Source organism: Thioclava sp. ISO4 (genome assembly GCF_058105145.1).
The window spans coordinates 2,092,670-2,114,930 of sequence record NZ_CM176571.1 but is presented as its reverse complement, the minus strand read 5'-3'; the positions used below and the strand labels follow the sequence as shown (position 1 = coordinate 2,114,930).

General features: G+C 63.5%; 21 protein-coding genes. 18 read left to right on the top strand and 3 right to left on the bottom strand.

Annotation, left to right across the window (positions count from 1 at the left end; all coding sequences use genetic code 11):
• Positions 1-104 precede the first annotated feature (104 nt).
• Together AC2TZ7_RS10435 and AC2TZ7_RS10430 are read right to left on the bottom strand one after the other, a co-directional pair.
• Positions 105-1,025 (bottom strand): manganese-dependent inorganic pyrophosphatase, encoded by a 921-nt coding sequence (locus AC2TZ7_RS10435; RefSeq protein ID WP_489864154.1) that lies wholly within the window; start codon positions 1,023-1,025, stop codon positions 105-107.
• Between the two features lie 141 nt (positions 1,026-1,166).
• Complete coding sequence (locus AC2TZ7_RS10430; protein WP_489864153.1) at positions 1,167-2,168, bottom strand: TraB/GumN family protein; 1,002 nt, start codon at positions 2,166-2,168, stop codon at positions 1,167-1,169.
• Between the two features lie 198 nt (positions 2,169-2,366).
• Between AC2TZ7_RS10430 and groES the strand changes: the two genes are divergently transcribed.
• The 18 genes from groES to AC2TZ7_RS10340 all read left to right on the top strand — a co-directional run bounded on the left by groES (position 2,367) and on the right by AC2TZ7_RS10340 (position 19,129).
• The gene (gene groES / locus AC2TZ7_RS10425; protein WP_075774612.1) at positions 2,367-2,654 is read left to right on the top strand and encodes a co-chaperone GroES; all 288 of its coding nucleotides are present in this window, start codon (positions 2,367-2,369) and stop codon (positions 2,652-2,654) included.
• 65 nt (positions 2,655-2,719) lie between these two features.
• A complete protein-coding gene (groL, locus tag AC2TZ7_RS10420; protein ID WP_078519292.1) occupies positions 2,720-4,363 on the top strand; it encodes a chaperonin GroEL in 1,644 nt (547 codons plus the stop codon).
• Positions 4,364-4,540: 177 nt separating this feature from the next.
• Positions 4,541-5,680, top strand: coding sequence for a DUF8173 domain-containing protein (locus tag AC2TZ7_RS10415; RefSeq protein ID WP_489864152.1), 1,140 nt, complete (start codon positions 4,541-4,543; stop codon positions 5,678-5,680).
• A 75-nt stretch (positions 5,681-5,755) separates the two neighbouring features.
• A complete protein-coding gene (locus tag AC2TZ7_RS10410; protein ID WP_489864151.1) occupies positions 5,756-6,424 on the top strand; it encodes an HAD family hydrolase in 669 nt (222 codons plus the stop codon).
• Between the two features lie 5 nt (positions 6,425-6,429).
• Positions 6,430-7,377, top strand: a complete 948-nt coding sequence (locus tag AC2TZ7_RS10405) for a sugar-binding transcriptional regulator (protein WP_083075274.1) — start codon at positions 6,430-6,432, stop codon at positions 7,375-7,377.
• 137 nt (positions 7,378-7,514) lie between these two features.
• Positions 7,515-8,834, top strand: a complete 1,320-nt coding sequence (locus tag AC2TZ7_RS10400) for an ABC transporter substrate-binding protein (protein WP_489864150.1) — start codon at positions 7,515-7,517, stop codon at positions 8,832-8,834.
• Between the two features lie 88 nt (positions 8,835-8,922).
• Positions 8,923-9,795, top strand: a complete 873-nt coding sequence (locus tag AC2TZ7_RS10395; RefSeq protein ID WP_489864149.1) for a carbohydrate ABC transporter permease — start codon at positions 8,923-8,925, stop codon at positions 9,793-9,795.
• 4 nt (positions 9,796-9,799) lie between these two features.
• Positions 9,800-10,630, top strand: a complete 831-nt coding sequence (locus AC2TZ7_RS10390) for a carbohydrate ABC transporter permease (RefSeq protein ID WP_274962219.1) — start codon at positions 9,800-9,802, stop codon at positions 10,628-10,630.
• A 12-nt stretch (positions 10,631-10,642) separates the two neighbouring features.
• On the top strand, positions 10,643-11,638 hold the full coding sequence (locus tag AC2TZ7_RS10385; RefSeq protein WP_489864148.1) for an ABC transporter ATP-binding protein: 996 nt from the start codon (positions 10,643-10,645) through the stop codon (positions 11,636-11,638).
• Positions 11,635-12,399 carry an L-iditol 2-dehydrogenase gene (locus AC2TZ7_RS10380; protein WP_489866806.1) on the top strand — a complete coding sequence of 255 codons (765 nt, stop codon included), beginning with the start codon at positions 11,635-11,637 and terminating at the stop codon, positions 12,397-12,399. Before AC2TZ7_RS10385 ends, AC2TZ7_RS10380 begins: the two co-directional genes overlap by 4 nt.
• Position 12,400: 1 nt before the next feature.
• Positions 12,401-13,867 (top strand): mannitol dehydrogenase family protein, encoded by a 1,467-nt coding sequence (locus AC2TZ7_RS10375; protein ID WP_489864147.1) that lies wholly within the window; start codon positions 12,401-12,403, stop codon positions 13,865-13,867.
• Positions 13,868-13,994: 127 nt separating this feature from the next.
• Positions 13,995-15,140, top strand: coding sequence for an acyl-CoA dehydrogenase family protein (locus AC2TZ7_RS10370; RefSeq protein WP_489864146.1), 1,146 nt, complete (start codon positions 13,995-13,997; stop codon positions 15,138-15,140).
• The gene (locus AC2TZ7_RS10365; protein ID WP_489864145.1) at positions 15,137-16,183 is read left to right on the top strand and encodes an enoyl-CoA hydratase/isomerase family protein; all 1,047 of its coding nucleotides are present in this window, start codon (positions 15,137-15,139) and stop codon (positions 16,181-16,183) included. The genes AC2TZ7_RS10370 and AC2TZ7_RS10365 overlap by 4 nt, the downstream gene beginning before the upstream one ends.
• Positions 16,180-17,052 (top strand): 3-hydroxyisobutyrate dehydrogenase, encoded by an 873-nt coding sequence (gene mmsB, locus AC2TZ7_RS10360; protein WP_078519304.1) that lies wholly within the window; start codon positions 16,180-16,182, stop codon positions 17,050-17,052. The genes AC2TZ7_RS10365 and mmsB overlap by 4 nt, the downstream gene beginning before the upstream one ends.
• A 101-nt stretch (positions 17,053-17,153) precedes the next feature.
• The gene (locus AC2TZ7_RS10355; protein WP_078519305.1) at positions 17,154-17,351 is read left to right on the top strand and encodes a YgaP family membrane protein; all 198 of its coding nucleotides are present in this window, start codon (positions 17,154-17,156) and stop codon (positions 17,349-17,351) included.
• 176 nt (positions 17,352-17,527) lie between these two features.
• Entirely contained in the window at positions 17,528-17,953 is a 426-nt protein-coding gene (locus tag AC2TZ7_RS10350) for an excinuclease ABC subunit A (RefSeq protein ID WP_489864144.1), read from the top strand.
• Between the two features lie 244 nt (positions 17,954-18,197).
• Positions 18,198-18,545, top strand: a complete 348-nt coding sequence (locus tag AC2TZ7_RS10345; protein WP_489864143.1) for a hypothetical protein — start codon at positions 18,198-18,200, stop codon at positions 18,543-18,545.
• Between the two features lie 140 nt (positions 18,546-18,685).
• Complete coding sequence (locus AC2TZ7_RS10340) at positions 18,686-19,129, top strand: hypothetical protein (protein WP_489864142.1); 444 nt, start codon at positions 18,686-18,688, stop codon at positions 19,127-19,129.
• A gap of 36 nt (positions 19,130-19,165) precedes the next feature.
• Here the strand turns inward: AC2TZ7_RS10340 and uvrA are convergent, their stop codons facing one another.
• Positions 19,166-22,027: an excinuclease ABC subunit UvrA gene (gene uvrA / locus AC2TZ7_RS10335; protein WP_489864141.1), complete on the bottom strand. Its 2,862-nt coding sequence runs from the start codon at positions 22,025-22,027 to the stop codon at positions 19,166-19,168.
• Positions 22,028-22,261: the final 234 nt, after the last annotated feature.

Below are 22,261 nucleotides of genomic sequence, written 5' to 3'. Positions count from 1 at the left end.
ATGCTCCCGCTTTGCGATTGCGGCCGATGCGCGTCCTGCTCCGCAACCAATAAGAAAAAGGGCGCCCGACCGGACGCCCCTTCCCTATCTCAATCCCCGAAAGCTCAGACCTTGAGCGACGGGATGATCTGCTTTTTCCGGCTCATCACGCCGGGCAGCACCACAGTATCGCCCTCGACCGTGGCATCGAAGCTCTTCTCGGCCACGCCTTTCACCAGATCGTTCGGCACCAGCAGCGTCGCCTCTTCCTTAAGGATGTCGATCACGAAGAGCAGCACCTGATCGACGCCGTCTTCCTTCGCGACCTCTTCCATCGAGGACATCAGCGAGGCTTTGCGGTCCAGCACCATTTTCGGCGCGGTGGTCTCCAGCACCGAGACGCGGAAACTCGTGCCGTCGACCGGGTATTCCTTGGAATCCATCCGCAGCAGTTCCGCATCGGTGAAGGCGGAGACGTCCGATTTCGCTTCGAACATCTTCTCGGCCAGCTCGTGCATGTCGATGCCCAGATCGCTCGCCAGCGCGTCGCAGACGGCCCGATCGTGATCGGTGGTGGTCGGCGAGCGGAATTCCAGCGTGTCCGACAGGATGCAGCTGAGCATTGCGCCCTTGATGCCGCGCGGCGCTTTCGCCACGTCCTCGCCCATCAGATCGTAGAGGATGGTCGCGGTGCAGGCGAGCGGGCGCATCGTGATGTCGATCGGGCCCTTGGTCTCGATCCCGCCGGTCAGCTTATGGTGGTCGATGATCTGGATGACGTTAGCAGCGTTGATGCCGCTCGGCAGCTCGGCGGGGTTGTTGGTGTCGACGACGACCACGTCCTCGCCTTCTTCCACGTCAGAGATGATCTCGGGCTTGTCGAGACCCCAATGTTCGATGACGAAAGCGGCCTCGGTGTTGGGCTCGCCCAGCAGGCAGGGCTTGGCCGGAGTGCCTTTGACATCATTGAGATACCACGCCCAGGCGATGGGCGAGCCGGTGGAGTCGGTGTCGGGAGCCTTATGGCCAAAAACCTTGATCGTCATGGGGAGATCCTCTCGGATAATCATCTGTCGGCGCAGGTTATAGGCGCTGTGTCTGGGCTTGTCACCTAGGGGTCTGGCGATGCGGAAAGGGGCGCGCCCGAACCTTGGACGGGCGCCCCGCAAAGGCTGTATTTCAGCTGATCAGCTATCGAGCCGCTTGATCGTCCAGCCGTCTTTCTCGAGCAGCCGCAATAGCCCCTCTTCACCGGACAGATGCAACGCGCCCACCGCCACGACGACCGGACCATCCTCTGCCGCCGCCTCGATCTCGGGCAGCCAGTTTTGGTTGCGCGCGACCATCAGAAGATCCTCGGAGAGCTTCATCTGACGCTCGACCTCGTCGGCATCCATGCCCGCCGCGACCGCCTGATAGCGCGCCAGTTCCCAGATCAGGCGCGGCTCGCCCCGGAAATAGAGATCGCCCATCGTCACGCCCATATCGTCGGCCAGGGGCGCGCCGATCACCGCCGCGCGCAGCATCTCCAGCGCTTCGGTCTCGGTGATCCCGTTGAAGAGCTTGAAGACGGTATCCCACGGCTCGAGCGCCTCGACCGGCACGCCATCGGCCTCGGCCGCGGTCATCACCTGCAGGTCCAGCCCTCCCTGCCCCTTCGCAAGCTCGGCCGTCGCACAAGGCGGAAGCGAGAGCGTCATCGCGACGAAAGCAGGCCGCATCTTGGCCGCAAGGAAGGCGGGCATCCCGTGCGCGGCGAGCGCCGCCTTGGTCATGTTCCAGTCCTGCTCCGACATCATCTGCGGCAGCGTCTTGCCGGTCGAAAACATCAGCGTCGGATCGGTCTTGATCGCATGCTCCAGCTTCCCCTGCTCGTCCGGACCGGCCTCCACCAGAAGCCGCGACGCATCGTCGAGCGCCTTCGAGAGCGCGCCCACGAGCGTGTCATGGCGCGGATCGGGAAGGTGGTAAGTGCCAGCCAGCGTGATCTTTTCCTCGCCTTTGGTTGCAGAGAACAGCAATCCGCGAGAGAAGGGCGCGGAATCGGCCTTGGCGGTCAGCGCCGCCTGCTCGGCTGCGGGCAGCGCGTCGAAAATATTCGTGCCCCGGCACTCGGCCCATGCGGGCAGTGCGAGGCAGAGCGAAAGCGCGGGGGCCAGCAGCGGCCGAAGGAGCTTGGCGAGTTTCATGACGGCGAGAGTGCCACGCGATAGGCGTTCCGCATAGAGGCGAAAACGCCGCGCCCGGATCACTCGGATTGACGCAAAAATTTCGTCACTCGGTTATTGACACCCGCCCGCCCCAATGACTAACTCCGCCATCGTTAGCACTCACCAGTGACGAGTGCTAAAAGTTTTCGAACCTGGAACCTTTAGGGAGTGACCCAGATGGCATTCAAACCGCTTCATGACCGTGTGCTGGTCAAGCGCGTGGAGAGCGAAGAAAAAACCAAGGGTGGCCTGATCATCCCCGACAGCGCGAAAGAAAAGCCCGCAGAGGGTGAAGTCGTCGCAGTGGGTGACGGCGCGCGCAAGGAATCGGGCGAGCTGATCGCACCGGGCGTCAAAGCTGGCGACCGCGTTCTCTTCGGCAAGTGGTCGGGCACGGAAGTGACCCTCGACGGCGAAGAGCTGCTCATCATGAAAGAAAGCGACATCATGGGCATCATCTCGTAAGGCGCCCTGCCCTTACCGAGACCCCCTGATTTCCCAAGAACAACTCAGTCAAGGAGCCAACAAACATGGCAGCCAAGGACGTGAAATTCTCCACCGACGCCCGCGATCGTATGCTCGACGGCGTCAACATCCTCGCCGACGCGGTGAAGGTCACGCTGGGCCCGAAAGGCCGCAACGTCGTGATCGAAAAGTCGTTCGGCTCGCCGCGCATCACCAAGGACGGTGTGTCGGTCGCCAAAGAGATCGAGCTTTCCGACAAGTTCGAGAACATGGGCGCGCAAATGGTGAAAGAAGTCGCCTCGCGCACCAATGACGAGGCTGGCGACGGCACCACCACCGCCACCGTGCTCGCTCAGGCGATTGTCAAGGACGGCCTGAAAGCTGTGGCCGCGGGCATGAACCCGATGGACCTCAAGCGCGGCATCGACCTCGCGACCTCGAAAGTCGTCGACGCCATCAAGAGCGCTGCTCGCCCGGTCAAGGACTCGGACGAAGTCGCTCAGGTCGGCACCATTTCTGCCAACGGCGAAGAAGCCATCGGCAAAATGATCGCCAACGCGATGCAGAAAGTCGGCAATGACGGCGTCATCACCGTGGAAGAAGCCCGCGGCATGGAGACCGAAGTCGAAGTCGTCGAAGGCATGCAGTTCGACCGCGGCTACCTGTCGCCCTACTTCGTGACCAACCCCGACAAGATGGTCGCAGAACTCGAAGACTGCTACATCCTGCTCCACGAGAAGAAGCTCTCGTCGCTGCAGCCGATGGTCCCGCTCCTCGAGCAGGTCATCCAGTCGCAGAAACCGCTCCTCATCATCGGTGAAGACGTCGAAGGCGAAGCGCTCGCGACCCTCGTGGTCAACAAGCTGCGCGGCGGCCTGAAGATCGCAGCCGTGAAAGCACCGGGCTTCGGCGACCGCCGCAAGGCCATGCTGCAGGACATCGCTGTTCTGACCGGCGGCCAGGTGATCTCGGAAGACCTCGGCATGAAGCTCGAGAACGTCGGCATGGACATGCTGGGCACCGCCAAGAAGGTGACCATCACCAAAGACGACACCACCATCGTCGAAGGCGCTGGTGACAAGGCCGAGATCGAAGCGCGCGTCAGCCAGATCCGCACCCAGATCGAGGAAACCACCTCGGACTACGACCGCGAGAAGCTGCAAGAGCGTGTCGCGAAACTGGCCGGTGGCGTTGCTGTCATCCGCGTCGGCGGCATGACCGAAGTCGAAGTGAAAGAGCGCAAGGACCGTGTGGACGACGCTCTGAACGCGACCCGTGCGGCCGTTCAGGAAGGCATCGTCGTCGGCGGTGGCGTCAGCCTCGTGCAGGGCGCGAAAGTGCTCGCCGGTCTCACCGGTGCGAACTCCGACCAGGAAGCTGGCATCGCGATCGTCAAGCGCGCTCTCGAAGCGCCGCTGCGTCAGATCGCCGAGAACGCCGGTGTGGACGGTGCTGTCGTGGCCGGTAAGGTCCGCGAGAGCGACGACCTGAACTTCGGCTTCAACGCGCAGACCGAAGAGTACGGCAACATGTTCGAGTTCGGCGTGATCGACCCGGCCAAAGTGACCCGCACCGCGCTCGAAGACGCGGCCTCGGTTGCTGGCCTGCTGATCACCACCGAAGCGATGATCGCCGAGAAGCCGGAGCCGAAAGGCGCTGGCGGTGCCCCCGACATGGGCGGCATGGGCGGCATGGGCGGCATGATGTAATCAGCCGTTCCCGCTTCAGGGATCTATTGGGAGGGGCGCTCCGAAAGGGGCGCCCCTTTTCGCATTTGTGCGGCGCAGCTGGCAAATATCCCCGCGCGCATTGAGCTATGTCACGTCGCCGCGAGTGAATGGCGCTATGCTTCCCCCCAACGTCAATTTCGCTGGAGGGCCCCGGTCATGTTGCGCAGTTTCCTCGTCAAATCCCTCGCCTGCCTTGCCGTCGCGCTGACCGCCTCGGTCGCAATGGCCGAGGAGTCTCAGGACTGGCGCTTCGGCGGCGACGCCTATCTCGCGGGCCGCACCGTGAGCGCCACGGGCGAAAACATCCACGATCTCTTCGCCGCCGGTCAGCATGTGACATTGGGCAGCCCGATCACGGGCGCGGCGCATCTGGCGGGCCAGAACATCGTGATCGGCGCGCAGGTGGGCGGCGATCTCTACGCGGCGGGACAGGATATCGACCTCGACGCCCCGGTGGCGGGCGCGGCCACGCTCGCGGGTCAGGCGCTCACCATCAAGGGCCCGATCTCGGGCAACTTGCGTGCGATGGGCCAGCAGGTCCGGCTTGAGGCCCCGGTCGCGGGCAGCGTGATCATCGGCGCCGACGACGCGCAGATCGATACCGAGATCTCGGGCGATCTGGTGCTGGGGACAAAGACCGTCACCTGGGGCGACGGCGCGACGGTCACAGGCAAGGTGCAAGTCTATACCGACACGCCCGGCGAGGTGAGCGTGCCCGCCAGCGTCGCCCCGGCCGATCGGGTCAGCATCCATGAGGCGAAGGAGTTCGAGCAGGCGAAGACGCGCGCAGCCCCGGAGCGCAATTACCTCATCGAGACCCGCGACTGGCTGGGCGGCGTGCTCGTGGTCGGGATCGTGACCACGCTTCTTGCCGTCTTCGCGCCGGGTTTCATGGACCGGATGCGCCAACGCAGCCTCGCCCATCCTTTGCGCGCAGGGCTTGCGGGCTTCATCGGGCTTTCGGCGCTGGTCGGGTCGATCTTGCTGCTCGCGATGACAGTGATCGGCATCGTGCTTATTCCGTTCTCGCTGCTCGGGGTGCTGGTGCTGGGCTTTGGCGGCTACATCGTGGGCATCTGGGTCATCGGCGCCTGGGCGCATGATCTGGTCGGGCGCGGCCATCCCGTCACCAATGGAGAATGCGCGCTGGCGGCCTTCGGCGGTGCGGTGATCGGCGCGCTCATCTGCATGATCCCCTGGGTCGGTTGGCTTGGCATGATGGCGATCTTCCTGTTCGGCGCGGGCGCAATCGTGCTGCGCGTGACCGGGATCGGCGCGCAAGGCGCCGCAGCCTGACCGTCCGTCCCTCCCCGCCTCTGGCCATCCCTGCTTTCGCGCGCTATCGCTGCGCGAAGGACAGGGGGAGGAACCATGACCGAGCTGGTGATTTTCGACTGCGACGGGGTGCTGATCGATTCCGAGATCATCTCGGCGCAGATGCTGATCGACGAGCTGGCCAAGCTGCGGGTGTCGATCGACCTCGACTATGTCGCGCGGCATTTCCTCGGACGCTCCTACCCCACCGTGATGAAGCAGATCCGCTACGAATTCGGGCTCGATCTGCCGGAGGAATTCGAGGCGCAATATCGCGCGCGGTTGCTGGACGCGTTCGAGCGCGAATTGCAGGTGATGCCGGGCGTGGCCGATGTGATGGAGAGGCTGGACGTGCCGTGGTGCGTGGCCACCTCGTCGAGCCAGCCGCGCGCGGAACGCTCGCTGGAAATCGCGGGGCTGCGCGAACGGGTGGGCGACCGGCTGTTCACGGCAAGCGAGGTCGCGCATGGCAAGCCCGCCCCCGATCTGTTCCTCCATGCGGCAAAGAAGATGGGTGCGGCCCCGGCCCTCACGCTGGTGATCGAGGACAGTCTCAACGGCATCCGCGCCGGGCTTGCAGCCGGAATGGAAGTCTGGCGCTTCACCGGCGGCAGCCATCTGGCCGGGCGCGATCTGACCCCGCCCGAGGACGCGCAACCGCATCGCGAATTTGCGCATTTCACCGAGTTCTTCCAGAATGAACCGACTAGGGAGAAAGATTCGTGAACCGTATGAGTGACGCCGAAACCTCGCGCGATGACGAGGCGGCACGGGCCGGATGGCTCTATTATGTCGGCGGAATGACGCAGGACCAGATCGCCGCCGAGCTGGGCGTCTCGCGCCAGCGCGCGCAGCGGCTGGTGAGCCGCGCGGTCTCCGAGGGGCTGGTGCGGGTACGCATCGAGCACAAGATCGGGGCCTGTCTAGAACTGGAAGCGGCGCTGATCCGGCGCTTCGGGCTGCAGACGGCGCGCGTCGCGCCCTCGCTGGGCCAACGGGGCGATCCCGCCACGGCCACCGCTGCGTTCGCTGCCACGCTTCTCGAACGGATCCTCGCACGCTCCGAGCCGCAGGTCATCGCCTTCGGCACCGGGCGTTCGCTCTCGGCGATGGTGAACGAGGTGATGCAGCGCCCCGCGACCGCGCACAAGATCGTCTCGCTGATCGGCAACATCGCGCCCGACGGCTCGGCTTCGTTCTATGACGTCATCATGCGCATGGCCGACAAGCTGCGCCTGCCGCATTACCCGATGCTTGTGCCGGTGATCTCGGAGACGGTGGAAGAGCGCGCGATGTTCGACAAGCTCAAGCCGGTGCAGGCGGTGCAGCGGCTTGCGGCGGCGGCGGATGCGACCTTCGTGGGCGTCGGCCAGTTGGGCGAGGACGCGCCGGTGCACAAGGACGGCTTCGTCACCCTTGCCGAGCTGGAAGAGCTGCGCGCCGCGGGCGGCGTGGGAGAGCTCGTGGGCTCGTTCTACGATGCGCAGGGCAATTACATCGCCACCCCCACCACGGCGCGGTTCGGCTCGTTCCGGATCGAGCCCAAGCGCGAGGCGCCGGTGATCGGCATCGCAGCCGGCCCATCGAAACTGGTCGCGATTCGTGCAGCCCTCGATGGCGGGCTTCTCAACGGGCTCGTGACCGATGAGCCGACGGCCCAATCCCTGTTGGAAGATTGACGCCGAAACAAGGCGTTACTGTCAGCGTTAACAATTCATCAAGACATCGCAGTAATTCTGGATTGACAGTTTAGATCGTGTTTGTGAATATTTTCTCACAGTTTGGGCATATGCTCAGACTCCAAGGGAGGAAATCTATGACTTATACGATCCGGGCGCTTCTGGGCGCCTGTGCTCTTGGCGCGCTTGCGACTGCGGCGGCTGCCGAGACCACCATCACCGTCGCAACCGTGAACAACGGCGACATGGTCCGCATGCAGGGCCTGATGAACGACTTCTACAAGCTGCATCCCGACATCAAGGTCGAGTGGGTCACGCTGGAAGAGAACGTCCTGCGCCAGAAGGTCACGACCGACATCGCCACCAAGGGCGGTCAGTTCGACGTGCTGACCATCGGCACCTACGAGGTTCCGATTTGGGGCAAGCAGGGCTGGCTCGTGCCGCTCGACGACATGCCCGACAGCTACGACGTGAACGACCTGCTGCCGCAGATCCGTTCGGGCCTGACGGTCGACGATCACCTCTATGCCGCGCCCTTCTACGGCGAAAGCTCCTTCGTGATGTATCGCAAGGACCTGATGGAAAAGGCCGGGATGACCATGCCCGAGAAGCCGACCTGGTCCGATATCGAGAAAGCCGCCGCGGCGATGACCGACAAGGACAACGAAGTCTACGGCATCTGTCTGCGCGGCAAGGCCGGCTGGGGCGAGAACGCAGCCTTCCTGAGCGCGATGGACAACTCGATGGGCGGCCGCTGGTTCGACGAGAACTGGACCCCGCAATTCGACACAGCGCCGTGGAAAGAGACCCTGACGCGTTATCTCGACATGATGAACAAATACGGGCCTCCGGGCGCCTCGTCCAACGGGTTCAACGAGAACCTCGCGCTGTTCCAGCAGGGCAAGTGCGGCATGTGGATCGACGCGACCGTGGCGGCGTCCTTCGTGACCAACCCGCAGGACTCGACCGTGGCCGACAAGGTGGGCTTCGCGCTCGCGCCGAACAAGGAAGGCGTGGACAAGCGCGCGAACTGGCTCTGGGCCTGGTCGCTGGCGATCCCGGCGGGCACCCAGAAGGAAGAGGCTGCCAAGACCTTCATCGAATGGGCGACCTCCAAGCACTACACCGAGCTGGTTGCCGAGAAAGAAGGCTGGGCGAACGTGCCCCCGGGCACCCGCACCTCGCTGTATGAGAACCCGAAATATCTCGAAGCGGCGCCCTTCGCGAAGCTGACGCTGGACTCGATCAACGCAGCTGACCCGAAGAACCCCTCGGTCCAGCCGGTCCCCTATACGGGCGTCCAGTTCGTCGCGATCCCCGAGTTCCAGGCGATCGGCACCGCTGTCGGTCAGCAGTTCTCGGCGGCTCTCGCAGGCCAAGTCTCGGCCGATCAGGCACTGCAAAGCGCACAAAGCCTGACCGAGCGTGAGATGAAGAAGGCCGGTTACATCAAGTAATCTGGCCCCTCCCTGGCCGGGGCGGTCATTTTGGGTCTGACCGCCCCGCGCCTTTTTACTGCAACTCCCGATAACCGGAGCCGGACCGATGTCCACGCAAGCCTCGCGCGCTGCCGCGCGTCTCATGATTTCGCCATCCGTCATCTTGCTGTTTTTGTGGATGGCCGTGCCGCTGGGCATGACGATCTGGTTCTCGTTCCAGCGCTACAACCTGCTGATGCCCGGTCAGGGCGGTTTCGTGGGTTGGGACAATTACTATTACTTCCTCACCGATCCCGCTTTCTTCACCGCGCTGAAGAACACGCTGGTGCTGGTGGGCGGCGTGCTGCTGATCACCGTGATCGGAGGCATCCTGCTGGCGCTGCTGCTCGATCAGCCGATCTTCGGCCAAGGCATCGTGCGGGTTCTCGTGATCGCGCCCTTCTTCGTCATGCCGACTGTGTCCGCACTGGTATGGAAGAACATGCTCTACAATCCGGTGAACGGCATATTCGCCTATCTTGCCAAGGCGATAGGGCTGCAACCTTATGACTTTCTCGCCCATGCGCCGATGCTCTCGATCACCATTATCGTGGCATGGCAATGGCTGCCGTTTGCGACGCTGATCCTGCTGACCGCGCTGCAATCGCTCGATTCCGAGCAGCTGGAGGCCGCCGAGATGGATGGCGCCGGTGCGCTGTCGCGGTTCTTCTACATCATGCTGCCGCACCTCGCGCGCGCCGCGACCGTGGTGATCCTCATTCAGACGATCTTCCTGCTCTCGACCTTCGCGGAAATCCTCGTGACCACGAATGGCGGCCCAGGCAACGCGTCCACCACCCTCACCTACCTCGTCTATGTCCAGTCGCTGCTGCAATTCGACGTGGGCGGAGGCGCAGCTGGCGGTGTGATCGCCGTGATCCTCGCAAATATCGTCGCGATCTTCCTGATGCGGATGATCGGCAAGAACCTGGAGGCGTAATCCAATGGCGCGCAAAGTATCAAACCGCCGCCGCGTGATCATGTCGGTGATCGCATGGGCGCTGGCCTTCGTGATCTTCTTCCCGATCCTCTGGACGATCATCCTGTCGTTCAAGACCGAGGGCAACGCGATCAAGGCGCCCTGGGACGTGCTGACCTCGTCCTGGACGTTCGAGAGCTACCACGTCGTGCAGGAGCGCTCGAACTACTTCCGCCACTTCATGAACTCGGTGGTGATCTCCTTCGGCTCCACCCTGCTGGCGCTGGTCATCGCGATCCCTTCGGCCTGGGCCATGGCCTTCGTGCCGGGCAAGCGCACCAAGGACGTGCTGATGTGGATGCTGTCCACGAAGATGATGCCTGCGGTGGGCGTGCTCGTCCCGATCTACCTGATGTTCCGCGACTGGGGCCTGCTGGATACCCGGATCGGTCTGGTCATCGTGCTGTGCCTGATGAACCTGCCGATCGTGATCTGGATGCTGTTCACCTATTTCAAGGAAATCCCGAAGGACATCCTCGAGGCCGCGCGCATGGACGGGGCGACGCTGGGGGGCGAGATCCTTTATGTGCTCACCCCGATGGCCGTGCCCGGCATCGCCTCGACGCTTCTGCTCAACGTGATCCTCGCGTGGAACGAAGCCTTCTGGACGCTGAACCTGACGGCGGCGAAAGCCGCCCCCCTCACCGCTTTCATTGCCGCCTATTCCAGCCCCGAAGGGCTGTTCTACGCGAAACTCTCTGCCGCCTCGACGCTCGCTATCGCACCGATCCTGATCCTCGGCTGGTTCAGCCAGAAACAGCTGGTGCGTGGCCTGACCTTCGGCGCCGTGAAATAAGGAGCTAAACCCATGGGACAGATAACCCTCAAGGGCGTCCGCAAGGCCTTCGGCGATGTCGAGGTCATCCCGCCGCTCGATCTGGAAATCAACGATGGCGAGTTCGTCGTCTTCGTCGGCCCCTCGGGCTGCGGCAAATCCACCCTTCTGCGCCTGATTGCGGGTCTGGAAGACGTCTCCGGCGGTGAGATCGAGATCAACGGCCAGCCGTCGAGCGAACTGCCCCCCGCCAAGCGCGGTCTGGCGATGGTGTTCCAGTCCTATGCGCTCTACCCGCATATGTCGGTACGCAAGAACATCGCCTTCCCGCTGAAGATGGCGAAGCTCGATCCCGCGGCGGCCAAGGAGAAGGTCGACAATGCCGCGCGCATCCTCAACCTGACCGACTATCTCGACCGTCGCCCCGGCCAGCTCTCGGGCGGTCAGCGTCAGCGGGTCGCGATCGGCCGCGCCATCGTGCGCGAACCGGCGGCGTTCCTCTTCGACGAGCCGCTGTCGAACCTCGATGCGGCGCTGCGCGTGAACATGCGTCTCGAAATCTCGGAGCTGCACCAGAAGCTCGAGACCACGATGGTCTATGTGACCCACGATCAGGTCGAGGCGATGACCATGGCCGACAAGATCGTGGTGCTGCAGGCCGGTCGGATCGAGCAGGTCGGCTCGCCGCTGGAACTCTATCGCACCCCGCGCAACAAGTTCGTCGCGGGCTTCATCGGCTCGCCGAAGATGAACTTCATCGAAGGCGACGAGGCCGCGAAATATGGCGCGGACAGCATCGGCATCCGCCCCGAACATATCGAGGTCTCCACCACGGAAGGCGCGTGGAAAGGCACCGTCGGCGTCTCCGAGCATCTGGGCTCCGACACGTTCCTGCATGTCGACACCGAGTATGGCCTGATCAACGTGCGCGGCGGCGGCGAGATCGGCCTGCATGCGGGCGACACGGTCTACCTGACGCCCGATCTGAGCCAGCTTCACAAATTCGACGCGCAAGGGCAGGCAATCTGATGCGACTGACAGGAAAACGCGCCCTGATCACCGGGGCGGCGCGCGGGATCGGCCGCGCCTTCGCGGAGAAATATATCGCGGAAGGCGCGGAGGTCGTGATCGGCGATATCGACATGGCCCGGGCCGAGGATACGGCGGCCGAGATCGGCGCGGTGGCGCTCAAGCTCGACGTGACGGACCCGGCCAGCATCGACGCCGCGATGGAGAAGATGCGTGCCTCGGGCGGCATCGACATCCTGATCAACAATGCCGCGATCTTCACCGCCGCCCCGCTCGTGGAGATCACCTACGAGGATTACGCCCGCGTCTTCAAGATCAATGTCGAAGGCACGCTGTTCATGATGCAGGCGGCGGCGAAGGAGATGATCGCGCAGGGCCGTGGCGGCAAGATCATCAACATGGCCTCTCAGGCCGGGCGGCGCGGCGAGGCGCTTGTGGCGGTCTATTGCGCCTCCAAGGCAGCCGTCATCAGCCTCACTCAATCGGCGGGGCTGAACCTGATCGAACACGGCATCAACGTGAACGCGATCGCGCCCGGCGTGGTCGATGGCGAGCATTGGGACGGCGTCGATGCGTTCTTCGCGAAATACGAGAACAAACCCTTGGGCCAGAAGAAGAAAGAGGTGGGCGAAGCCGTCCCCTTCGGCCGCATGGGCACCGCCGCCGATCTGACCGGCATGGCCGTTTTCCTCGCCTCGGACGAGGCCGAATACATCGTCGCCCAGACCTACAATGTCGACGGCGGAAACTGGATGAGCTGACATGACACTTTCCAACGACACCCTCTCCGAGCTTCCCGCAGACGTGGCGCGCCCCGGTTACGACCGTGCAGCACTCACCCCCGGCATCGTTCATATCGGCTGCGGCAATTTCCACCGGGCGCATCAGGCGGTCTATCTCGACGATCTGTTCAACCTGGGCGAAGGCCATGAGTGGGCGCTGATGGGCGCGGGCGTGCGCGCGGGCGACGCGAAGATGCGCGAGGCGGTGCTGGCGCAAAACGGTCTGTATAGTGTGATCGAGCTGGACCCGGCGGCGAAATCGGCGCGCGTGATCGGCTCGATGGTTGGTTTCGCCGAGGTCGCTTCGGGCAATGCGCCGCTGATCGCCGCGATGTCGCAGCCCAGCGTGCGGATCGTGTCGCTCACCGTGACCGAAGGCGGCTATTATATCGACCCGAAGACCGGGACGTTCAGCCCGACGCACCCGGACATTCAGGCCGATGCGGCCAATCCCGACACCCCCGAGACCGCCTTCGGCGCGATCATCGCGGCGCTGAAAGCACGCCGTGCCTCGGGTGTGCCGCCCTTCACCGTGATGTGCTGCGACAACGTCCCCCATAACGGCCATGTCACGCGCGACGCGGTCTGCGGGCTTGCGGAACTGTCGGACCCGGAACTGGCCGCATGGATCAAGGCCAATGTCGCCTTCCCGAACTCGATGGTGGACCGGATTACCCCCGCCACCGGCCCGCGCGAACGTGCGCTGGCCCAAAGCTTCGGGATCGACGATGCCGCCCCCGTCACCTGCGAGCCCTTCGGGCAATGGGTGATGGAAGACAACTTCCCCGCAGGCCGCCCGGCGCTGGAAAAGGTCGGCGTGACCTTCACCGATGCGGTCGACCGGTTCGAGACGATGAAGATCCGCATCCTCAATGGCGGGCACGCGATCATCGCCTATGCCGCCGGTCTGCGGGACATCGAATACGCGCATGAGGCGATGGAGGACGATCAGATCCGCGCCTATCTCGACAAGATCGAGACGACCGAGATCCTGCCCATCGTGCCGCCGGTGCCGGAGACAGATCTCAATGATTACAAGCAGCTGATCCTCGATCGCTTCTCGAACCCGGAAGTGGCCGACACGATCCGCCGCCTCTGCCATGACGGCTCGAACCGGCAGCCGAAATTCATCATCACCTCGATCAACGACTGTGTCGCGCAGGGCCGCGATTGCACCGGGCTGATCCTCGAGAGCGCGCTGTGGTGCCGCTATTGCTATGGCACCAGCGAGACGGGGGCCGAGATCGCGTCGAACGATCCGAACTGGGATCGCCTCGTCGCGCAGTCGAAGCTCGCGAAAGAGCGCCCCGCCGCGTGGCTAGAAATGTCGGAGATTTACGGCGATCTGGCCGAGAATGCCGAGGTCGTGGCGAAATTCACCGCGCTCCTCGACGATGTCTGGGCGCGCGGCTCGCAGGCAGTGATCGCGGATTATCTGGCGGGTTGAGCACCCGCCCCCTTCCGTCCCAGCTCTCCCCTTGCAAAACTCTCGCAAGGATTCGAAATTAAACGGGTGTTCAATTCATCCGGTTGAGGTCGAGCCTTTGCCGAAAGTGAGCTCGGGGAGGAGTTTCATGGATTACGCGCTCAGCGAGGAACAGCAGGCCATTTTCGATATGGCTTACGCCTTCGGGCAAGACGAGATCGCCCCCCATGCCGAGGCGTGGGAAGAGGCCGGCACGATCCCGAAAGAGCTCTGGCCGAAAGTGGCCGAGTTGGGTCTGGGCGGCATTTACGTCTCCGAAGACTATGGCGGATCGGGGCTGTCGCGCCTCGATGCCACGCTCGTCTTCGAGGCGCTGGCGATGTCCTGCCCGGCCGTGGGCTCGTTCCTGTCGATCCACAACATGTGCGGCGGCATGATCGACAAGTTCGGCTCGGACGAGGACAAGGCGCGCTGGCTGCCCGATCTGGTCAGCATGAAGAAGGTCTTCTCCTACTGCCTGACCGAGCCGGGCTCGGGCTCGGACGCGGCGGCTCTGCGCACCAAGGCCGAGCGCTCGAACGAGGGCTGGGTGCTCAACGGCACCAAGGCGTTCATCTCGGGCGGCGGCTATTCGGATGTCTACGTGACGATGGTCCGCACCGGCGATCCGGGGCCGAAGGGCATCTCCACCGTGGTCGTCGAGGACGGCGCAAAGGGGCTCAGCTTCGGCGGGCTGGAGCGCAAAATGGGCTGGAAAGCCCAGCCGACCGCGCAGGTGCAATTCGACGATTGCCACATTCCGGCGGAGAATCTGCTGGGCGAAGATGGCAAAGGTTTCAGTTATGCGATGGCAGGCCTCGATGGCGGGCGTCTCAACATCGCCGCCTCTGCCCTTGGCGGCGCGCAGGCCGCGCTGACCAAGACGCTGGCCTATATGGGCGAGCGCAAGGCCTTCGGCAAATCGCTCGACCAGTTCCAGGCGCTGCAATTCCGCCTCGCCGAGATGGAGATGAAACTGGAATCCGCGCGCACCTTCCTGCGTCAGGCGGCGTGGAAGCTCGACAACAAGACCCATGATGCGACGAAGTTCTGCGCCATGGCTAAACTCTATGTGACGGATGCCTCATTCGATGTGGCAAACCAATGCCTGCAATTGCATGGTGGTTACGGCTATCTTGCCGATTACGGGATCGAGAAGCTCGTACGCGACCTGCGCGTGCACCAGATCCTTGAAGGCACGAATGAAATCATGCGGCTGATCATCAGCCGCGCGATGCTGGCGGAGCGTGGATGACCGAAGAAACGATGATCGCACGAAAAGAAGGTCGCGCCGGACGGCTGACCTTCAATCGACCCAAGGCGCTCAACGCGCTCGATCACGACATGGCCATGGCGATCGAGGCGGCCCTCGATCAATGGCGCGACGACCCGGAGGTCGATCTTGTCGTGATCGACGCGGTGGGCGATCGCGCCTTCTGCTCGGGTGGCGACATTGCCGCCGTCTACCGGGCCGGGATCGCCGGCGATTACGCGCCGGGGCGCGATTTCTGGCGCGACGAATACCGGATGAACGCCAAGATCGCGGAATATTCCAAACCCATCGTCGCCTTCATGCAGGGCTTCGTGATGGGCGGCGGCGTCGGCGTCGGCGGCCATGCCAGCCACCGGATCGTGGGCGAGAGCACGCAGGTGGCGATGCCCGAAAGTGGGATCGGGCTGATCCCGGACGTAGGTGGCACGCTGTTGCTGGCGCGCGCGCCGGGCCATGTGGGCGAATATCTCGGCCTGACCGGGGCGCGGATGAACGCGACCGACGCGCTCTATGCGGGGTTTGCCGACATGTTCGTGCCCGAGGCCGACTGGGAAGAGTTGAAGACCCGGCTCATCGAGACCGGCAATATCGACACCCTGCCCCATCCGCGCACCCCGCCCGAAGCCGGCAAGCTGGAGGCCCTGCGCCCCGAGATCGACCGCATCTTCTGGGCCGAGAACCTCAGCGCGATCGTCGCCAAGCTCGAGACCTCGGGCAGCGAGTTCGCCGAGAAGACCTACAAGACGGTGCTGCGCAGCTCTGCGCTCTCGATGGAAGCGACGCTGCGCCTGATCCGAATGACCCGCGCCGAGAACACCATCCGCGCCGCCCTCACCCATGAGTTCCGCTTTACCTGGCGTGCGGCGGAGCTAGGTGATTTTCTCGAGGGCGTGCGGGCGCAGATCATCGACAAGGATCGCAATCCGCAATGGAAATACGCTCTGGATGCGCTGCCGGAAGAGGCGGTCGCGCAGATGCTGGAGCCGCTCGGCCCCGAATGGGCCATCTGGGAGGAGACACCATGAAAATCGCATTTATCGGGCTTGGAAACATGGGTGGGCCGATGGCGGCCAATCTGGTCGCCGCGGGTCACAAAGTGATCGGCTTCGACCTCACCGCCCCGCCGCCCGAAGGCGTGGGTCAGGCGACGACCGCAGCAGCGGCCGCGCAGGAGGCCGAGGTTGTCATCACCATGCTGCCCAACGGCCAGATCCTGCGCGACGTCGCCAAGGAAGTGATCCCGGCGATGCAGGAAGATGCGGTGCTGTGCGATTGCTCGACCGTCGATGTCGATAGCGCGAAAGCGGTCGCGGCGATGGCGGCGGAGCGCGGCCTCGGGTCGCTCGACGCGCCGGTCTCCGGCGGCGTGGGCGGCGCGACCAACGGCACGCTGACCTTCATGGTGGGCGGCGACGCGAAAAGCTTCGACATCGTGAAGCCGCTCTTCGACGTGATGGGCCAGAAGGCCGTGCATTGCGGTGAAGCGGGCGCGGGCCAGTCGGCCAAGATCTGCAACAACATGATCCTTGGCGTGACGATGATCGCGACCTGCGAAGCCTTCGCGCTGGCCGACAAGCTGGGCCTCGACCGCGAGAAGATGTTCGACGTGGTCTCGACCTCTTCCGGCCAAAGCTGGTCGATGAACACCTATTGCCCCGCGCCGGGCGTCGGGCCGCAATCGCCTGCCGACAACGACTACAAGCCGGGCTTCGCGGCGGAACTGATGCTCAAGGACCTGCGGCTGAGCCAGCAGGCCGCCGAGAGCGCCGATGCCGACACTCCGATGGGCAAGCTCGCCTCCGCGCTCTACGCGGCTTTCGTGGAAGCCGAAGGCGGCAAGGGGCGCGATTTCTCGGCCATGCTGCCGCGTTTCGAGAAGCGCTCGCGCAGCTGAGCGGGGGCGCGTCACCGCGCCTCCCGCAGTTAATCCTTGCCGCTTGAGCTTGCGTAACAGTATCAAGATCAAAGGAAACTGCGCCACCGAAAGGGCTTTGCATGTTCAAGAACAATGTCGGCGGCATCGACCGCACTCTGCGCATCGTGATCGGGCTGGCCCTGATCATCGGCTTCTTCGTCACCCCGCCCGGCCCCTATCACTGGCTGTACTGGATCGGGTTGATCCCGCTTGCGACCGGGTTGCTGGGCACCTGCCCGCTTTATTCGATGCTGGGCGTCAATACCTGCAAGAAGTAACGCCTAAGACCTGATCTCGCCCTCGAGCGAGCCGGACCCCGCCGAAGAACCGTGTTTCTTCGGCGGGGTCTTGCTTGTGAGAAGGTATGGTATGATTCCGTAATGGAACGGCCCGGCAGGTATGGCCATTTATATCCCGAGACGCGCCTGAGGCGCTTATGGAAAGGAGAGGTCACATGAAACGCCTGACCCAGCTTACCCTCGCCGCCGCCCTCGGGGCGAGCCTTCTGCCCGGTGCGGCCCTCGCCGAAGGGAATGGCCACGGCAAGTGGAAGAACGACCGCGGCCACGCGGAGCGCAATTACAAGGGCTGCCCGCCGGGGCTGGCCAAGAAGAACAATGGCTGCCGCCCGCCGGGTCTCGCCAAGAAGAGCTATCGCCATGACGACGAGCGCGATGACGCATGGCGGGACGCCGACCACCGCTGGCGTCGCGGCGACCGGATCATTGGCGATTACGTCCTGATCCGCGACCCGAATCGCTACGGGCTGAACGACAATCGCACCTACTGGCGTTCCAACGGATACGTCTATCAGGTCGACCGTCAGACCGGTGAAGTGCTCGCATTGATCGGTCTTGCGCGCTCGATCCTCGGGAACTGATCGCGCAAACGCAGAAACGGCGTTCAAAATGCCGTTACGAAAAGTGAAGACCCGCGCAGGTTTGCGCGGGTCTTTCACATTTTCTGAAATGACCATTAGATTTTATTTAAGCATTTTCAGCGCCCTAGCAAAACCTCCGGCACACAATCGCACACAAACGCGTGCATAGCGGTAATGCGGATTCTGCAATGGACCTTCTCGCCGCAATGCGGCATTTGGTCCACCAAGACGAAAGGAAACGCGCATGACTTATCTTCCCCGTATCGCGCTGATCGCGGTGATCGGCGCAGCTCTTACCCCGATGGCAGTTCTCGCAGATGGTCCGATGAGCGCCGCAGGTTCGAAACTCGCATCCAGCGTCTCGGTCGCGAACCAGGCACATGCTGAAAAGCCCTCGGTCCGGAACGATCTTCTGTGGCAGGTTGGCCAGCAGATCACCGAGAGCCACGTTCGCCTCCGCCAGCCCGACGCGTTCGGCCTGAAGGCTGACGCGACCTACTGGCGCTCGTTTGGCTACATCTACGAAGTCAGCCCCGAGAGCGGCGAAGTGATCGCCCAGATCGGCAAAGCTTCGGACGTCGTCGGCTTCTGAGCCACAGTCCAGACGGAAAGTTACGAACGGGCGGAACCACTCCGCCCGTTTTTTCTTGTCCTCAAAAGCTTGGAGGACAGAAACATGCGTCGATTCTCAATTTCATTGCCCGATGGCATCTGCGTGGCTAGGCTTTCGTGATGAGGATCGTGACACGCCCGCTCGCCCTGATCGCGCTGATCTGCGCCCTGCCCGCCCTCGCCGCCGCCGAAGGATCGGCGCAAGGGGTCCAAGTGATGCGCGGCGGCAAGATCGACATTAACAGCCCGGCGAGCGCGAACACCAAGACCGCCGCAAAGGCCGCGCCTGAGTGCAAGACCCTCACGACGGGCGACACGTTCTGCAAGGTCGCCACGACCAACGGAACGGCGCGCTGGGTGCTGCAAGGCCAGATGGAGCCCGAGTTCACCGTCGGCGACGTCTTCCCGGTCTATCAGCACTCGATGATCCTGAACCTGCGCCGCTACGACCTGCCGATCGTGACCGGCGCCTGGCGCTACTACAGAGTACGCGGCGTGATCTACAAAGTGGGCGCGGAAGACCACAAGGTCATGGAGGTCCTCGGCCGCAGCGCGCGGCGCTGAGCCTGCGGCCACGGTTCAGGTAATCGGCGCGGCGGATCACTCCGCCGCGACCTTCACTCCCAGCATCTGAGCAAGGTAATGGCCGGTATGACTGCGCGGATTTTCAGCGACCTGCTCGGGCGTGCCGACCGCCACGATCTCACCGCCGCCATCGCCGCCCTCGGGGCCGATATCGATGATATGATCGGCGGTCTTGATGACGTCGAGATTGTGTTCGATCACCACGACCGTGTTGCCCTGCTCCACGAGACTGTGCAGCACCTCTAGCAGTTTTCGAACATCTTCGAAGTGCAGACCGGTCGTCGGCTCGTCCAGAATATACAAAGTGCGACCTGTGGCGCGTTTCGAAAGTTCCTTGGACAGCTTCACCCGCTGCGCCTCGCCGCCCGACAGGGTCGTGGCCTGCTGGCCGACCTTGATATAGCCGAGGCCCACCTCCATCAGCGCGTCCATCTTCTCGCGGATCGAGGGCACCGCCTTGAAGAACTCCTGCGCGTCCTCGACCGTCATGTCGAGCACATCGGCGATGGACTTGCCCTTATACTGGATCTCCAGCGTCTCGCGGTTGTAGCGCTTGCCCTTGCAGGTCTCGCATTCGACATAGACGTCGGGCAGGAAGTGCATCTCGATCTTGATGACGCCATCGCCCTGACAGGCCTCGCAGCGCCCGCCCTTCACGTTGAAGGAGAAGCGCCCCGGCTTATAGCCACGCGCCTTTGCCTCGGGCAGACCGGCGAACCAGTCGCGGATCGGGGTGAAGGCGCCCGTGTAGGTCGCCGGGTTCGAGCGCGGCGTGCGCCCGATCGGGCGCTGGTCGATATCGATGACCTTGTCGAGATGCTCCAGCCCCTTGATCGTGTCGCAGGGCGCGGGCGTCTGACGCGCGCCGTTGAGCCGCATCGAGGCGGTTTTGAACAGCGTCTCGATGGTGAGCGTGGACTTGCCCCCGCCCGAGACGCCGGTGACGCAGACGAACTTGCCCAGCGGGAACTCGGCCGTGACGTTCTTGAGGTTGTTACCCGTCGCGCCGACCACCTTGAGCTTCTTCTTGTTGCCCTTGCGCCGTTCCGTCGGCACCGCGATCTCGCGCTTGCCGGACAGATATTGCCCCGTCAGCGAGGCCGCATCGGCGGCAATCTCGTCGGGCGTGCCGCGCGCGATGACCTGACCGCCATGGACGCCCGCACCAGGGCCGATATCGAAGACGTAATCGGCATGGCGGATCGCATCCTCGTCATGCTCGACCACGATCACGGTATTGCCCTGATCGCGCAGGTTTTTCAGCGTCTGGAGCAGACGGTCATTGTCGCGCTGGTGCAGACCGATCGAGGGCTCGTCGAGCACATAGAGCACGCCCGTCAGCCCCGAGCCGATCTGCGAGGCCAGCCTGATCCGCTGGCTCTCGCCGCCCGACAGCGTCCCCGCCGCGCGGCTCATGGTCAGGTAATCGAGCCCCACATTCACGAGGAAGCCGAGGCGTTCGCGGATTTCCTTGAGGATCGCCGTCGCGATCTCGTTCTTCTGGTGCGACAGGCTGCCCGGCACGGTGGCGACCCAGTCATGGGCCTCCTTGATCGACATCTCGACGACATGGCCCACATGCTTGCCGCCGATCTTCACGGCCAGCGCTTCGGGCCGAAGGCGGTAGCCGCCGCAGGCGTGACAGGGGCGGTTGTTCTGATAGCGCTCCATCTCTTCGCGCGACCAGGCGGAGTCGGTCTCGCGGTAGCGGCGCTCCATGTTCGGGATGATCCCCTCGAAGGTGCGGCTGACCTCGTAGACGCGGCCGCCCTCGTCGAAGCGGAACTTGATCTCCTGATCGCCCGAGCCGCGCAGGAACAGCTCCTGCACAGTCTCCGGCAGGTCCTTCCACGGCTTCTTCGGATCGAAGCCGTAATGTTTCGACAGCGCTTCGATCGTCTGGGTGTAATAGGGCGATTTCGTCCGCGCCCAAGGCGCCAGCGCCCCGCCCTGCACCGAGAGTGTCACATCGGGCACCATCAGGCGCTCGTCGAAGAACAGCTCGACGCCGAGGCCGTCACAGACCGGACAGGCCCCGAAGGGCGCGTTGAACGAGAAAAGGCGCGGCTCGATCTCGGGGATGGTGAAGCCCGAGACCGGACAGGCGAAGTTTTCCGAAAACGTCGTGCGTACCGGCTCGCCCTCGCCTTCGCGCGGGGCGCTTTCGAAGATCGCGATGCCGTCGGCGAGATCGAGCGCGGTGCGGAAGCTGTCGGCCAGCCGCGTCTCCATCCCCTCGCGAACGACGACGCGGTCCACGACCACGTCGATGTTGTGGCGAAATTTCTTGTCGAGCGTCGGCGGTTCTTCCAGCTCGTAGAATTCGCCATTGACCTTCACGCGCTGGAAGCCCTGCTTGCGCAGCTCGATGAATTCCTTGCGATATTCGCCTTTGCGGTCGCGCACGATGGGGGCGAGCAGATAGCCGCGCGTGCCCTCCTCCATCTGCATCACGATATCGACCATGTCCTGCACCTGCTGCGCCTCGATCGGCTCGCCGGTGGCAGGCGAATAGGGCGTGCCCGCGCGGGCGTAGAGCAGACGCAGGTAGTCGTAGATTTCGGTCACGGTGCCGACGGTGGAGCGCGGGTTCTTCGACGTGGTCTTCTGCTCAATTGAGATCGCAGGCGACAGGCCCGAGATGTGATCGACGTCGGGTTTGCCCATCATGTCGAGGAACTGGCGCGCATAGGCGCTCAGACTTTCGACATAGCGGCGCTGCCCTTCGGCATAGATCGTGTCGAACGCCAGCGAGGATTTCCCGGAGCCCGACAGCCCCGTGATCACCACGAACTGGTCGCGCGGAATATCGACATCCACGCCCTTGAGATTGTGCTCGCGCGCGCCGCGCACTTCGATGAACTTCAGTTCAGCCATCCACGCCCCCTTTATCACCAGCCCTAGATAGGTGTTTCCGGGCGAGTCTCCAATCCAAATCTGCGAACGAAATGTGAACTTTTGACTCTGCGCGGATGTCACGCGCTTTGCGCGCGCCGCCTGCCCGCCTCGCAGCACGATCAAAATCGTGGCAGATCGGCATTAAATTCCATTTCTTGAATGTATTTTCGCTCCGTTCCGCGCTAATACTCTTGAAAGCCTCCCGGCATTTGC

Coding starts and splice junctions, on each gene's coding strand:
- AC2TZ7_RS10435 (WP_489864154.1), bottom strand. CDS start 1,025: ATGACGATCAAGGTTTTTGGCCATAAGGCTCCCGACACCGACTCCACC.
- AC2TZ7_RS10430 (WP_489864153.1), bottom strand. CDS start 2,168: ATGAAACTCGCCAAGCTCCTTCGGCCGCTGCTGGCCCCCGCGCTTTCG.
- groES (WP_075774612.1), top strand. CDS start 2,367: ATGGCATTCAAACCGCTTCATGACCGTGTGCTGGTCAAGCGCGTGGAG.
- groL (WP_078519292.1), top strand. CDS start 2,720: ATGGCAGCCAAGGACGTGAAATTCTCCACCGACGCCCGCGATCGTATG.
- AC2TZ7_RS10415 (WP_489864152.1), top strand. CDS start 4,541: ATGTTGCGCAGTTTCCTCGTCAAATCCCTCGCCTGCCTTGCCGTCGCG.
- AC2TZ7_RS10410 (WP_489864151.1), top strand. CDS start 5,756: ATGACCGAGCTGGTGATTTTCGACTGCGACGGGGTGCTGATCGATTCC.
- AC2TZ7_RS10405 (WP_083075274.1), top strand. CDS start 6,430: ATGAGTGACGCCGAAACCTCGCGCGATGACGAGGCGGCACGGGCCGGA.
- AC2TZ7_RS10400 (WP_489864150.1), top strand. CDS start 7,515: ATGACTTATACGATCCGGGCGCTTCTGGGCGCCTGTGCTCTTGGCGCG.
- AC2TZ7_RS10395 (WP_489864149.1), top strand. CDS start 8,923: ATGTCCACGCAAGCCTCGCGCGCTGCCGCGCGTCTCATGATTTCGCCA.
- AC2TZ7_RS10390 (WP_274962219.1), top strand. CDS start 9,800: ATGGCGCGCAAAGTATCAAACCGCCGCCGCGTGATCATGTCGGTGATC.
- AC2TZ7_RS10385 (WP_489864148.1), top strand. CDS start 10,643: ATGGGACAGATAACCCTCAAGGGCGTCCGCAAGGCCTTCGGCGATGTC.
- AC2TZ7_RS10375 (WP_489864147.1), top strand. CDS start 12,401: ATGACACTTTCCAACGACACCCTCTCCGAGCTTCCCGCAGACGTGGCG.
- AC2TZ7_RS10370 (WP_489864146.1), top strand. CDS start 13,995: ATGGATTACGCGCTCAGCGAGGAACAGCAGGCCATTTTCGATATGGCT.
- AC2TZ7_RS10365 (WP_489864145.1), top strand. CDS start 15,137: ATGACCGAAGAAACGATGATCGCACGAAAAGAAGGTCGCGCCGGACGG.
- mmsB (WP_078519304.1), top strand. CDS start 16,180: ATGAAAATCGCATTTATCGGGCTTGGAAACATGGGTGGGCCGATGGCG.
- AC2TZ7_RS10355 (WP_078519305.1), top strand. CDS start 17,154: ATGTTCAAGAACAATGTCGGCGGCATCGACCGCACTCTGCGCATCGTG.
- AC2TZ7_RS10350 (WP_489864144.1), top strand. CDS start 17,528: ATGAAACGCCTGACCCAGCTTACCCTCGCCGCCGCCCTCGGGGCGAGC.
- AC2TZ7_RS10345 (WP_489864143.1), top strand. CDS start 18,198: ATGACTTATCTTCCCCGTATCGCGCTGATCGCGGTGATCGGCGCAGCT.
- AC2TZ7_RS10340 (WP_489864142.1), top strand. CDS start 18,686: ATGAGGATCGTGACACGCCCGCTCGCCCTGATCGCGCTGATCTGCGCC.
- uvrA (WP_489864141.1), bottom strand. CDS start 22,027: ATGGCTGAACTGAAGTTCATCGAAGTGCGCGGCGCGCGCGAGCACAAT.